Raw genomic sequence first — 13,656 nt, 5'->3', positions numbered from 1 at the left:
CCCATCCCCAGACGGACGTCACCACCGTTGTCGCCCACGTCGACTGGAACCGTGTCCGCCCCGCCACCGCCGCCGGCGACGTCCCCCGCCACGCCCATGTCCTCTCTGCCGTCCCCCAGGACGACAACGGCGCACGCACCCTGCAAGCGCAGATCGCCACGCTCGACCTCCCGCAGGCAGCGGACCTGGTACGCCAGGCTCTCACCGAGCTGCTCGCCAGGCTGCTGCGAATCCCCGCCGAGCGCATCGACCAAACCATCGCCCTGAAGAACCTGGGCGTCGACTCGCTGCTCGCCAGCGAACTCACCGTCAGCATCCGACGGAACCTCAACTGCGAACTCGCCACTGTGCAAGTCGTCAACGCCACAGGCATCGACCACCTCGCACGCGACCTACTCCTCCAGCTCGTGCCCCCGCCCCAGGAGCCTCGAACGATCTAGTCGCCTGACCGGTGGCCACATCCCAGAGTCTCACCACATCATCGGGTACCTCTGATGGCCAGAGCTGATGGCCGGGGCCTTGCTGTCCGGGGCCGAATCTCATCGAACTAAAGGCATGACGGCTGCCGGCGCGACAACTCATCACTCAGGTCGGTCGGCACGGCTCTGATGTGCCTGAGGGCTGGTACGGCCGTGGCACTACGGGTCGTCGGACTCGCTGCCCAATCGCATGTCTGGTTCATATGTCCATCACGAACGTCCTTTTCGCCGGGCAGCTGATGGGCTCGTACCCGGCGCGGTTCACGGAGCCGGGGCCATGGGCGATGACGGACTCGTACACGAATATTCGCGGTCAGCCGAAGACTCATGTCCGGGTTCAGGGGATCTGTGCTGGCTCGCGCTGGCCGCCCCGGAGGTTCCGTGAGCCCGGCGACCAAGCGCATGTCGGATCACTGGTGGTGGCCGGGCAGGCGATCTCACCTGCACAGACGTAGTTTGCGGCAAGCGCAGTGATCCGTTCAGAACCGGTTACCGGCTGGCGAGGCGGGTGATGAGCTCGCGTTCTTTGTCGACGATGGGCCCGACGGGGGTGTCGTAGTTGCTGAGGATTACGGCCACCCAGTCCAGGCCTGGGAAAATGTCGAGGTTGGTTGATCTGCCGGGACCGCTGCCGGAGTGCCCGAGAACACGCCGCCCGCCGAGGAAGGTGTTGCGGAAGCCGTATCCGTACAATCGGCACTGGCCCACGGTGACGGGCGGGTCGGTCGGGGCGAGGACCACCTTGCCGCTGGTGAACAACTCAGTGAACTCGTCGCCCAGGACCTTCCCCTTGCCCAGCGCCCTGACGAATGTGAGCAGGTCGGGAGCACTGGCGTAGACGCCCTCCGAGGGGCCGCCAACGTATCCGAAGTTCTCGTTGGTGGTGAAGTCGGCGCGCTCACCGGATTTCTGGGTGTAGTAGGGGTGCGCGATGCCGCGGTCGGCGAGGATCTGGGGGCGGGTGTAGAGGTCGGAGCGCTTCATGCCGGCCGCCGCGAGCACGTGGCGGCGTACGTAGTCGTGATAGCTCTGGCCGGAGACGGCCGCCACGAGGGCGCCCAGGATGAAGTAACCGGAGTTGCTATATCTGTGCCGGGTGCCGGGCACCGGATCAGGCTGCTGCTCCATGCCCCGGATGATGGCCATGACGCCGTCCATCATCTCGGTGGCGCTGGCCCATTTCCTGATGCCGTCGTCGAAGTCGGGCGAGTTGGGGTAATGGCCCATGCCGGCGGTGTGGGTGAGCAGCTGATGGACGGTGACCTGCTTGGCCGCCTCGGAGAAGCCGTCGAGGTAGGCGCCCAGCGTCTCGTGCAGCTTCAGCTTGTCCTCCTCGACGAGTTGTCCTACGGCCAAGGCGGTGAAGATCTTGGTCAGTGAGGCGAGGCCGAAGACGGTGTCACGGCCGTTGCGGATGGAGCGGGACGCGTCGGCCATGCCGTAGGACCTGGTGAGCACGGGATCGCCGCGATAGGCAAGCAGGACTGTCCCGGAGAACTGGTCCTGCTCGGCGCGGCGCGCCAGGAACTCGTCGAACTCTCCACCCGGGAGCAGTTCCTTCGGAACACGTCCGGTCCGAGAAGCCCCGGTGTCGGCGGCGGCGGGAGCGGGGGCGGCGAGCACACCACTCGCAGCCAGGGAGGCGGTGCTCAGCAAGCCGAGCGCCGAGCGTCGGGACGGCTGTGCGGGTTCGCGCTGTTCCATTGCCTGTGCCTTCCAAAGGCCCGGGGCCACGAGCCGGTTATCGGAGAAGTTTCCGGGGGCGCGGGGGACGCTGACGAGCGGCTTGCCGCCGCTCGGGCGATGCCGGTGCCCAGAGGCTGGCTCGAACGTGGTCGCTCAGGCGCTGACACCCGAGCGACCACACCGGCCTGGTCTCGCAGTATCGCGACGTGGGGCGAGGCAGGGGCTATCGGGCATCCGGGTCCATGGAGTCGCCGGTGATGTACAGGTTCATGTGGGTGTAGTCGAAGGTGATGGCGAAGGACTCGAAGAACTCATGGGTGAAGTTGGCGATGGTGTCGAACTTCATCCCGGCACCGACCTTGGGATTCTCGTTCGCATACCCCTTGACGCGCCGCCGGGTCGCCTTGCCGAGGCTGCTCCGCTCCGGCGCGATGGGGTAGCGGACCCCGCCCCTGGACTCCTCCGGCTCGCCGAGCTCGACTCCGGCGCGTTCCGCGAAGTCGATCGAGGTGCCGATGCCCCGGCCTGGCCCGCCGGTGTCGAAGGTGACGACCCGAGGCCCGAAGTCGTTGAGGGAGCCCAGCGTGCAGGGGAAGTGATCCTTGGCCAGCCACAGCGGCAGGACGTCGCCCTTGAGCCGCGCCGCCTGGGCACGGAACCTGCGCAGGCCAGCCTCGGTCTTGCGGCGCAGAACGAACTGTTCATGGCCGTAGTCCATGGTGGTCAGGAAGTGGTAGAACAACACCGTCCCGAGGGTGCCCTGCGGCACGGAGTCATCGGGCAGCTTCGGCCGCACGGCGTCGTTCCAGTGCACGGGAGCGTTGCGAATCTCGATGTCACCCACGCGCACCGACTCGGCGATGCCGTGGTACATGACGTACTCCTTGTCCTCGATCTTCGCGCGGCTCTCGGAGATTGCCGTCAGGCCGGCGTCCGCGGCGACGTCCATGCTGAAGCCCGCCGTGGTCGCGCCGGTGTCGAGCAGGAAGGTCGTCGGCGGTCTGCCGTTAATAGAGACCTGCAGATGCGGCAGGGGATCGATGCCCAGGAGCGGCACCCGGGTGCTCTGTGGGCCGTCCACCCGCCAAGGTGTGCCCTTGATGTGCTCGTACAGGGTGGCGTACGCCGCGTGAGTGGTGTTCTCCGTCTTGCGGAGCCACGGAACGGCCTCCCGCAGCCGGTCCTGGCGGACGTAGCAGTCAGCCAGCTGGTAGAGGGAGAACTCGTCGTCGGGCTTCAGCGTGACGGCGCGCTTCAGGAACCTCTCTGCGTCGGCGAACCGGTTGGACAACAGGGCGATGTAACCGATCTGCGCGGCCGCGTGCGCGTTGTCGGCATCCTTTGTCAGCAGGCGCCGGTAGCCTTGCTCGGCGCGCTTGAAATGGCCGTCCTTGAACAGCTTGTCAGGGTCGCCTGCGGACGATGGAACAGCGGCCAAGGCGCTCGCGCCACCCGTACCCAGCAGCGGCAGCGTCGCCCCCACCGCGGCCGCCAGCCCCGCGCGTTGCAGAAACTTCCGTCGCTCCAGTCCCTGGGTGATTCCTTCTTCGTGCACAGTCGACTCCTCACGTCCACCGATGTCAGCGGCGATCTGCGGCACACGCCGCGATCGGTCACGGCCTGAGAATCCGAGCAGAAGCCGGGACCCATGAGACCATTGCCGTTGTTTCCTCCGTGTTGCCGTCCACCCAGCCATGCCTCGACTTCTGCGGCTCCTTCCGGCTGAACGTGTTCGAGCACGGCTGGAAGCGCTCAGCCGCGCTCGGGCGACGTTTCGGCTACCAGGCGTTGGAACGGCGGAAGTGGCTGCGCTCCGGGCTCAGGAAGACGTACTGGCCGCCCCGACACCAGGGGGCCTTCCGTGCCGGGGCATGTGCAGGCGTAGGACGTCGCGAACTGGCTGGCGAACAGATCGTCCAGGAACGGCGGGATATCAAGGGCTCGCATGGACCGGTCCTTGGGGCGGCCCCGGTAAAACCTCCCGTTCGGCTCGTACAGCTTCCAGTGGGCTCGTCCCAACATGAATTGGCAGGTCGCAGGGACAGCCTGGGGTGGGTCCAAGGCGAGGCCTTGGCGCGCGCTCAAATGCCGCCTGGCCAACGTGGTCTACCGACGACTGCTCAGCTATCAAAAGACAAATCACATCAGCAGCTTGAACACATAAACACCGGTAGGGCGGGTGGACTTCCACAACCTCCGCCACACCAGAGGTTTCACATGCCGCCGTACCGCTTCGCGCCGCCGTCGTTGCGCTGACCCCTGCCTATGCCACCGGCGTCATCCGCCGCCGTCGGCAGCAGGGGGCCGCGTCCTTCCACCAGGGATGCAAGGCCCAGAGGACGCTGGGCCGCCCGTGTACCGGCAACCCCGTTCACCTGGCGGGCCACTCTGGTCGGCTACGGGTGCCCTCGTCCCATTGGCCGGGCTTCGTCTTATCTCGACTCGATCGCCAGGCCACCGTAGTGTGTCCGTCTCGGCTATTCATCTCAATTGCCGCAGCGTGGTGCACTGCAGGGCTCATGTCGGGCCGCAATGGCATGTAGGTGGTTGGTGAAGGGCGGGTTGACGCTCTCCTTTAGCTTGACGTGCATCATACGCACCGTGTTGCATCGGGTGTCTCGTGAGCCCGTTCCGCCTACCGGCTTTCTCCTGAGAGCGGTTAGGACGCGATATGAGCCCCCGTACGCCGCCGCCGCGCTGAAGGGGGACTGTCTGAAAGACCGTGTGTTGCCATCAACTGCCGCAGCTCCCGGTTCGCCTAAAACAGCCCCCACGCCGATCTCCCGTCGATACCAGACATGCCCAAGGAAGTGTGGCGGCAGCCGTTCCCTGGCCGTGAGCCTCGAGACGGCCCGGGGCGGCTCGATCCGTTCGTGATGTAGGGGCCGACGAACCAAGGCGTCGTGCTGACCGGCCATTCGCCTGGGCGGTCCGCCTCGTCGGCGAAACCCGCCGATACGTCGAACACCTCCCCGAAGGCTTCACCTCGGTGCGCACATCCACCCTGGTGAAGCCGGTGCTCCGTAACGAGCGGGGGTCGAGGTCCGCCACCACACCCGGCGAGGCCCAAGTGCTGGGGGGCGCCTCTCATCCTGCACCCGCGTCGCGCATCCATACTCACATTGCACTGTTGCCGCCCAAGCCGTACGGCCTCATGCACCACAATTGATCGCCGAGGTCATGAGCCGCCATCTTGATCGGAAAAATTACCCCGGATATGGCGGGTTTCGCAAACGATCAAAGCCGGGCCGAGTGACCTACTTCAGCACTGGACAGGTGACCCGGTCCAGCAATTGACGGCGCTAACGCGGAGCGCCTCGGACAGCCCACCAAGGGCCAGAAAGAATAGTTTACCACAAGGCCGCCCCAACCCCACCGCAAATCCAGGCACTTCTGCACAGTGAGGCCGCCGTGGCGCACGCCGCTGCAGGAGACAGGATCGGCACTCAGTAGCATTTCCGAACGGCCAAGGCGAGACTCGAAGGTGACTCCCAGCCACGGATCGCTGTCGGCACCCATCATCAGGCCGACCACGCCCGCCAACAGGCCACGGTTCACAGTCTTCTGGGTGAGCAGCCCATCGCCATCAACGCCCTCAAGAACTCGATCCGCCACCGCTGCGCTGTCGAGCTCCGTGACAAGACCATTGCTCTGGGCGACCTGGCCGAACTGCAGCTTGCCTGCGGCCGACTCGACCAGGCCATCGAGAGCCGGCACCTCTTTCTCGACAACTGCTCAGCTGTTCAATGTGGACGCGTTCGGACTGCTCTCATAAGCATGCGCTCGAGCCTCCGATCCCATGTCAGCTACCCTCCGGCCCAAGCGCTGCTCCGTCGCACCACCCCCTGGCCGACTGGCAGTGGCTTTTCCGACAGCCACTGAATACCATCTCGACCGGTTCCGAAACGGCCTCCGGCCCAATGGCCAGCCATCTCGGCGCCCGCATGCGCGAGCCGCCGCTTCGTGCCGGGCGCGACCACCGCCCGATATGCGGCCGGTGCCGCCGCGGCCGCCGCCTTCGCGTCCCCGCGCGGGCATTCGGCCGTCGGCGGGGCCAGCGCCCCGGCCCTCTCCGCGACCGGCCCGATACTCCCGACAGACCGGACAGCAGCAGCGCCAGCCCGACCGCGACCGCCAGGAGACGATTCAGTCCCAGCGCACGACCACCCGGTGCGTGACTGTTCGCTGGCATTGGTGATCTTGGGTCGTCAGGCCCGGAGGCGATAGATCACCGAGGACGTGGAGGGATGGGCTTGTGGATCCGCTGCTGGACCGGACCGCTGAACGGCGTGCGCTGTCGTCCGAGCAGGCGCGGCTGGCGGAGGTCGAGGCCGAGTTGGAGCGGATCGCCACGGCCGAGCAGGTGGTGACCCGGTTGCTGGCCGAGCAGGACGATGGTCCAAGCGATGCCGAGGGTGGCCAGAGGGTTGAGCACGGCCAGGCCCGGCGGTCGCCGGCCCTGGCCGTGCCGGCCGGCAACGAGGCCGCCGGGGTGGTGGATCTGCCCGCCGAGTATCAGCGGCTGGGCAGGTCGTGGTCGAGGAAGGGTCGGCCGGGCAGGGGCGGCGTGATGCGCCCAAGCGGTCGTTTTCGTTGTCAGGGTGCCGCTTGAGGCAGCCGTGCAGGATGCCGGCTAGGCGGTTGGCGAGCTGACGCAAGGCGGCATCGTCGTCAGTCAGGATCGGCCAGGGTCCGCCGGCGCACGAGGGGGCTCACCGTTTGGCAAGATGTCGGCCGCCGCCAACCAGCGAGGGCCAGAACGACCAGGACGCGGGTCTTCAGGCCGCGGGAGCGGAGACAGGGCCCTGGAGGCCTGACCCTCTCATGCCCATTCGGTAACGGGTCCATAGCTTTCGGTGACGAATGTTGGTTTGCGCAGGGATTGCCCTGGTTTGGCCGATGTCGAAGGCTTGGAGCCAAGCGGCAGGCCGGGACAGGCCGGGGAGACGTCCAGGCCAGGGCCCTGCGCTGAAGAGGGCCTGGGTGATCAGGACCGGTAGGCCACCGGATGCCGCCGATCCCCCACCCGGCGAGGCCGGTTCCGGGCCTCGCCCCAACTCAGGAGATCGCCGTGGAACCAACCACAGCGGGAACCCTCACCCCGCAGCGCGCCCGACCGAGAACCGCGCGGAGGACCTCGATCGTGCTGGGAGTCGCCCTCGTCGCCGGCGTCGGTGTCTCAGCCCTGTCCCCAGGCATCGCCCACGCTCAGGACACCAACATGATCTGCGCGCTCAACGCGGAATTCACCATCAACCCGCCGCTGGACCCCACTGTCAGGTCCCGCACGGCCACCAGCGACCCCGGCCCCGCCTTCTGCGAGGGCCAGATCCACGGTGAGACGGTCGACCCGACCCAGACAGGCGAGTGGCGGTTCACCGCCCAGTCGATCGAATCCTCCTGCGTCGCCCCCTTCTCCGGCGACGGCCAGTCCCGCATCACCTTGCAGACCACCCAGGGCAACTCCAAGACCGTCAGCGTCGACTGGAACTTCGTCACCGCGGGTACGGTGTTGACCACCACCGGGGAACAGACGGGAGTAGGCGAGTTCCGTCCCTTGATCGGCAACTGCGTCACCCAACCGTTCGAGAGGGGCGAATTCACCTTCGCCAACGCCACCATCAAGCAGTAGAACCAGTGACCCGACCCCTCGCCCCGGCCCGGCACTGTCCGGCCGTCCGGTCCGGCTCCCGAAGGCCGAGGAACGCGCCGGGTCCATCCGCCCGATCAGCTGAGCCCCCGCAGGGGCGCAGGAACCACCCTCGGTCGCTGAAACCTCGCACTGCCGACAACTCGGCGCCGGGCGACGAAAACCCGCCAAGTCCCGGACTCCCGTACGCACCGGAGTCCGGGGCTTCGCGCACCCAGGCTTGCGTGGCGAGTCAAAACGCCCGGCTTAGACCGGGTCCTATGTGGTGAGGCGGACGAGTCGTTTGTAGCAGCACAGGGCTGCTGCGAGGTCGAAAAGGGCAAGGTGGTTGCGGGGCGCGTTCGTAGCGGTGGTTGAGCCTGCGGTAACCAGTCAGCCAGGACAGGGTGCACTCGATGACCCAGCTCCGGCGGCCTAAGCGTGCTCGGACTTGACCTCATAGCCGGCCCGATTCCGCTCGACTTCGCGCTGCAACTGCCGGCGCGTGAGCGGGCGCCCCACCCTGCACAGCCGGTCCGTGGCTGGACGCCGGATACGACGCGCCCCGCATCGCGCACCTGCTCACCGGCCTGCCCGTGCAGATCCTGGGCTGCCTGCGCTCGGACCGGGTCATGCGCCGCCCGGCTCCCTCCCGCGAGAGGTTCATGCAGTAAGGGCTCGCACCCACGTCAGCAACTTTTGCTAACGAATAGCGATCTGATGGTTACGAACAGTAGCGATCTGGGGGAGGATCGCCGAGCGACCACCGGATATCAATCGAGAGGGTGATCATGAACAGGTTTCTCACGGTACTCGTCCTGACCGCCGGTGCGGTGCTGGCCGGGACCACCGGCCTGACCGCGACGGCGTCGGCGTCGGTCGCGTCGGCGCCGGCAGCCACCGTCACGGCCGGAGACTTCTGCGGTTGCGGCTGCTGCGGCGACAACGACAACGACAACGACAACCTCAACGTGAACATCAACGCCTGAGAGCACGGCCATGACCGCCCGGACGGGATTCCCGTGCCCCGGCGGTGACGTGGTGACATCTGGCGGAGTTCGCATCGACCTCCGCCAGATGTTCGTGTGAGCATGGCGTCCGGAATGACCGCAACCGCTCAGAGCTGCTGGGCTCAGGGGCCCGGGCCTGGACATCACTGCTCACTTGGGTTGTACGGCGGATCAGTGATCACGTAGTCGCTGGAATCGGTCGGCAATGCGGACAGAACAGCGAGGGCATCGCCGCGGTGGATGGTCCAGGCGGACGCGGCCCGGTGTACCGAGCATTGGGCAGCGCGAGGACGGTGCCTGGGGACCTGACGGACGGAGCCGATCGAATCGGCGGCCCGCAGGATCCTCTATGAGTGAGGGCCGGGGATCGCATCAACCGAGGTCATCCACGTCTCCGGTCAGTGCCTTGGTCACAAGTTCGTCCATGGCCGCTCCGGTGGTCTCCTGCAGCCCCGCCCATTGGGTGATGTGCCCCGAATCTTGAGCTGGGAGCTGGCAGCAACGCACGTGCGTGTCAATACAGGGAGAAGGCCAGATCGTTTGCGCCTTCACGGGTAATGGACTGCCGTCCGTTGTGCACGCGCATCTGGAAGGCTCGCGGGCTCGGCCGTCCGGCCAGGTCCCAGGCGTCCCACGCGGCTTCTACTGCGTCCCACAACCGCGTCGGTCCCGCTTGGCGGACGGTATGCCCGTGAGCGTGGTCGGGGATGAGTGTGGCCGCCGCACCTGTGTTGACATCGATCATGTGCAGGATGTCCTGGTCGATGGTCCTCTCAGTGACCAGTTGGGCGTCCGGTGCGGCGAGCTGGGCGAGGAACCGGCCGAAGAGGCCCTCGCTCGTGGCCTCGTCCAGGCGGTGAGGGCTGTGCCGGACCGGACGCGGCGGGGCGTCGTGGGTGACGCTGGCCCAGTGCCCGACGATGCGGTCGAACGGCGCTGAAGGCCAGTAGCCGTACACACCGTCCGCGACGGCCAAGTCCGGGTGGTAACCGCAGCCGTACAACGCACGGGCGGCCTGGCCCAGTCGGCTTCTGTCGATTTCGACGGAGGTGACGTCGCCGTTGTCGCCGAGCCGTTCACAGGCCAGCGCGGTGGAGTAGCCGGTACCAGTACCGATCTCCAGGACGTCATGGCCGCCGCGCAGGTCGGCGTCCAGTCACATCCGTAGCACCAGCGATGCCAGCGTGGACGACGAGGTGGGGGCACCGCCGACTCTGGGGCCGGGCCGGTTCCAGTTGGGTTCGTCGCCGTCGAACTGAGTGATCAATGTCTGGTCGCGGTACACCTCGCGCAACCACCGGTCCGGGTCGGTGGAGGCGGTGACCGGTTCCCACACGGTCAGCCCATCCTCAGACCGGGTGCCGGAGTCGGTGTAGAAGCCAGGCACGAACCGGTGCCGCGGCACGGTCTCGACGACATGACGCCAAGCCGGGTCACTCAGGAGCCCGTCCTCGGCGAGGACGTCGGCGAGGGATTGCCGCAACCGCCCGGCCTCGTGCTCAACTTCGGGGCTGGCGTCGCTGTGGGGTCGCATCGACATAGATCCATAATCTGCCCTTGGTCGGCACACGGCCCACCCCTCCGGTCTAGCGCTGGCCCGCACATCTCTACGGCCGCTCGACTGCTCTTGCTGGAGGTCAACGTGCTCCTAGCGCAATCCCCAGGTGCGCCGACGGCACAACAACGCCAGCCGGTCTTCCCGCGTAGAGCATTGCCCGATAACCACGCTAATTGGCGTACTCGAGGTACTGGGCGCCTGGGGTGATGGTGATTGTGTAGGTGTCGAGCGCGGGTTTCCCGATGGCGTTCCATTGGCGAGTGGCTTGTTCGACACGGTGCCACAGGTCTTGGGGACCAGCGTGGCTGATGCGCGCAGGGTCGGTGCGGGTCGCCTCGGCCCATGAGCCGTCAGGTGTGGTGATCATGAGACGGTCGGGGCGGGGGAAGACGGTGATGCCCGGGAGGTCCTGCCCTACGGTCAGTGCTAGCGCAGGTTCGTTCAGGATCGCCGCACCCACGTCGCTCTGACACGGTGGTTTTGTCGATGGCGGGCACGTCCGGCGCCGCAGGGTGCGCGGGGTCGGTGCGGGCGGACATGAACCCGACGCCACCGTCGATCAACCGACCGGTCGCGGTGCCGTCTGCGTGGACGGTGAGTTTGACGATGGCGCCACCGCGGATCATTCCGACCGGTCGCAGATCAGCCAGGATGATCCCGCCGGGACGCACCTGCTGCACCCAGGCGTAGGGAATGCGGTCGACGGCGACGGTGGCGATGTTCCGGTCGTAGGGGGCGTGTTCAGGGTGTCCAGCCCTACCGTCACGAACGGCCAGCCGGGGACGAAAGCCGCTCTTAGCGAGTCGCCCACGGGCCAGGTCAACCAGGTGCGGGTCAATGTCGATGCTGGTGATTTGGCGGTCGCCGAGGCGTTGGCTGAGCAGAGCAGCGTTGTAACCGGTGCCGGTGCCGATCTCCAGGACGCGCATGTCGTCGGCGGCCACCAGCAGGTGCAGCAGCCACAGCATGTAGCCGGGGCGGGTGCTGGAGCTGGTGACGTACGGGATACCGGGCTGGCCCGGCATTGGAAGCAACTGGGTGGCAAGAGTCTCGTCGCTATAGACGCCGGGCAGCCAGGCGGGGTCGGTGCTGTCGACCCAACGGGGAGGATCGACGGAATCGTCATAGAACCTGGGCACGAACACATGTCGGGGCACCGCAGTAAAGGCCGAACGCCAAGACGGGTCCGACAGCACCTTCTCGCCAGCGAGCTGACCGGCCAGCGCCTCGAGCAAAGGCTGCCAGCGGGCGGCGGGGATCACATCAACCGAGGTCATCCACGTCTCCGATCAGTGCCTTGGTCACGAGCTCATCCATGGCCGCTCCGGTGGTCTCCTGTAGCCACGCCCATTGAGCTCCCGGGCCACACTCCTGGAAATGCCATCCCCGGGCGGCGACGCAAAAGTCCAACACGCCCAGCTCCAGCTCGAACGAGCGCAGGTAGCGGCGGCACCCTTCGGCGATATCGGCGGGAATGTTGACGATCTGGTAAGTGAGTGCGTCGTACCGGGCCCGGAAGTCCTGGCGGGCGTGGGGGTCCTCGGACTTGATCGCGACACCGATCTGCCCATGCCGGGTGACCAGGAGCCGGGCGTCGAACTCCTTGACGTCGGCGAGGTTGGCCTGGAACTGGTGCATCGTCATTCCGACACGGTCGTCGATGTCGGCCGGGGTGACGGGGGCGGTGAGGATCAGGCGGACGTCACCGTCGTCGGCGATGGCCTTGTGCATCAGGGCCTTGTACACCACTCCAGGCTCGTGGGCTCCAGCGAAGGAACGGGCATAGTCCGGGTCGTTGGTCAGCACTGTGGACGTCACGGGCAGCCCGCACCGGGCCGCGGTGGCCAGTTGCAGCGGCTTGTACTCACTGTCGGCGACCCGGCCAGGTCGACCGGGCACCCACCGCACCGGTAACGAGGCCAGCAGTCCTCTCAGCCCGAACCGGCCCTCTACTCGCGCGAACCGTTCCTCCGCACCGCTCAATCCCTCCGGCACGGTGAACGGCTGGGACTGACGGTAGAACACCGCAGCGACATCGGCCAGATCAAGCACCGTCCCATCAGGGATGATCGTGACGCGCCACGCCGCCGCGCTCGCCACCGTCCTGGAGCAGCCGAGCCATCAGGCTTGAACCGGGGTGTGCTTCCGCGGCCCCGAATCGGCCGAATGGCTGGAGCTGTGGCTGACGTGCACGCTGCCCAACGGCCTGAGCCGCATGCCCGCCACCCCGAACGCCATCCGGCGCGGCTTGGTCACCAATCCCTACCCCAGCTCCCCGCCACCTTCATCCAGGACACGCTCACCTACCTCACCCGCCGCAAAGCCGCCCGCACCGCAGCGCCTATGTGGTGGACTGGGCGTTCGTGTCCCGCGGTGCCGCCTGGTTGGAGTTGGCAATGTTGATGCCCTGGCTGCTCAAGGCCGGGCACTCGCCGAGCGAAGCCGAGACGTGGGTGTCCCAGTTCCCGTCCTGGGAACAGGCCGCAGCGGCGGACATCGACTGTTTCGCCTCGGCGTTCGCCAGACAGTGGCGAACGGCGAGCCAGACCCGCGACGACTCCTGGATCCACCTTCACGCCGACCTCACGCGGCGCTGGGATGACCACCGCCGCAATGGGGCAACGTAACCGACTGGGTCCAGGACCATCCCGGAAAGCAACATTCAACTCTGTGACCGCACCATCGTCGGCCACGCGCAAATTCGCACGGTAGCTGGACAAACGTCCACCTTCCTCGCCCAAGTCTCCGCAGAGGAGGCCGCCGTGGCGTTCACCGCCGCGTGGGACGGCGAGGCGGCCCGGACCTGGAACCGGCACCGCTCAGCACCGCGCTCGTTCACCGCCTGGGCAGCCCAGCCCGTCCGGCCCCGGCCTGCACTCGCCGGGAGAACAAATTGGACCCAGCGGATACACCGAGGTCAACAACCCCAGGCCCGGACAACCCCGGAACACCCTCGGCCACCAGCACCAACCCCAAAAGTCCAGGCTCGGCATCCTGCCAGAGGCTACGCCGCCACCAAGGCAGGTATTGCCTCTAGGTGGGGAACACCGAGATCCTGTGCCAGGTGTCTTGGAGGGCTTTGCCCCTCGGCTTCTGAAGGGGTGGCGGATTCGGGTTGAAACGAACCGGTTGGGGGACAAAGGGCCGGAATGGAGCCGGTGGGATCGGTGTAATGGTGGGAGTGCCAGGTGGCACCTTCCCCGGATCGTCAACGTCCTTTGGCGGTGTGACCACAGGACGTTTCGGCGGGTGCGGGGGCACTGGTGGGTTGCCATTCTTCCACGGGTTCTGAGG

At 66.8% G+C, this 13,656-nt stretch carries 12 protein-coding genes; 5 read left to right on the top strand and 7 right to left on the bottom strand.

Going from position 1 to position 13,656, the window contains the following annotated elements:
• The coding region (locus E1264_RS30610) for an acyl carrier protein (protein WP_132178927.1) at positions 1-440 on the top strand (440 nt) is incomplete at its 5' end.
• Between the two features lie 528 nt (positions 441-968).
• Here the strand turns inward: E1264_RS30610 and E1264_RS30605 are convergent.
• The 3 genes from E1264_RS30605 to E1264_RS30595 form a co-directional block, all read right to left on the bottom strand.
• Complete coding sequence (locus E1264_RS30605; protein WP_132178926.1) at positions 969-2,183, bottom strand: serine hydrolase domain-containing protein; 1,215 nt, start codon at positions 2,181-2,183, stop codon at positions 969-971.
• Positions 2,184-2,388: 205 nt separating this feature from the next.
• Positions 2,389-3,765, bottom strand: coding sequence for an aspartyl protease family protein (locus tag E1264_RS30600; RefSeq protein WP_207936447.1), 1,377 nt, complete (start codon positions 3,763-3,765; stop codon positions 2,389-2,391).
• Between the two features lie 1,637 nt (positions 3,766-5,402).
• Positions 5,403-5,882: a hypothetical protein gene (locus tag E1264_RS30595; RefSeq protein ID WP_132178924.1), complete on the bottom strand. Its 480-nt coding sequence runs from the start codon at positions 5,880-5,882 to the stop codon at positions 5,403-5,405.
• A 538-nt stretch (positions 5,883-6,420) separates the two neighbouring features.
• Between E1264_RS30595 and E1264_RS30590 the strand changes: the two genes are divergently transcribed.
• From E1264_RS30590 to E1264_RS30575, 3 genes are all read left to right on the top strand, one after another.
• Positions 6,421-6,777 (top strand): hypothetical protein, encoded by a 357-nt coding sequence (locus tag E1264_RS30590; protein WP_132178923.1) that lies wholly within the window; start codon positions 6,421-6,423, stop codon positions 6,775-6,777.
• A 609-nt stretch (positions 6,778-7,386) separates the two neighbouring features.
• On the top strand, positions 7,387-7,797 hold the full coding sequence (locus E1264_RS30585) for a hypothetical protein (RefSeq protein WP_132178922.1): 411 nt from the start codon (positions 7,387-7,389) through the stop codon (positions 7,795-7,797).
• A 788-nt stretch (positions 7,798-8,585) separates the two neighbouring features.
• Positions 8,586-8,783: a hypothetical protein gene (locus E1264_RS30575; protein ID WP_132178921.1), complete on the top strand. Its 198-nt coding sequence runs from the start codon at positions 8,586-8,588 to the stop codon at positions 8,781-8,783.
• Positions 8,784-9,318: 535 nt separating this feature from the next.
• Here the strand turns inward: E1264_RS30575 and E1264_RS44835 are convergent.
• The 4 genes from E1264_RS44835 to E1264_RS30555 form a co-directional block, all read right to left on the bottom strand.
• Complete coding sequence (locus E1264_RS44835) at positions 9,319-9,948, bottom strand: hypothetical protein (RefSeq protein ID WP_279491630.1); 630 nt, start codon at positions 9,946-9,948, stop codon at positions 9,319-9,321.
• A gap of 12 nt (positions 9,949-9,960) precedes the next feature.
• A complete protein-coding gene (locus E1264_RS44830; protein WP_207936445.1) occupies positions 9,961-10,338 on the bottom strand; it encodes a hypothetical protein in 378 nt (125 codons plus the stop codon).
• A 374-nt stretch (positions 10,339-10,712) separates the two neighbouring features.
• Positions 10,713-11,639, bottom strand: coding sequence for a methyltransferase domain-containing protein (locus tag E1264_RS30560; RefSeq protein ID WP_132178920.1), 927 nt, complete (start codon positions 11,637-11,639; stop codon positions 10,713-10,715).
• Complete coding sequence (locus E1264_RS30555; RefSeq protein WP_132178919.1) at positions 11,626-12,462, bottom strand: ATP-grasp ribosomal peptide maturase; 837 nt, start codon at positions 12,460-12,462, stop codon at positions 11,626-11,628. Before E1264_RS30555 ends, E1264_RS30560 begins: the two co-directional genes overlap by 14 nt.
• Positions 12,463-12,710: 248 nt before the next feature.
• Between E1264_RS30555 and E1264_RS30550 the strand changes: the two genes are divergently transcribed.
• A complete protein-coding gene (locus E1264_RS30550; RefSeq protein WP_132178918.1) occupies positions 12,711-12,989 on the top strand; it encodes a hypothetical protein in 279 nt (92 codons plus the stop codon).
• The last annotated feature ends 667 nt before the right edge of the window (positions 12,990-13,656 follow it).

Origin of the sequence: Actinomadura sp. KC216, assembly GCF_004348535.1 — a bacterium.
GTDB lineage: Bacteria > Actinomycetota > Actinomycetes > Streptosporangiales > Streptosporangiaceae > Spirillospora.
The sequence above is the reverse complement of the archived record's forward strand: the minus strand, read 5'-3'. Positions and strand labels throughout refer to the sequence as shown.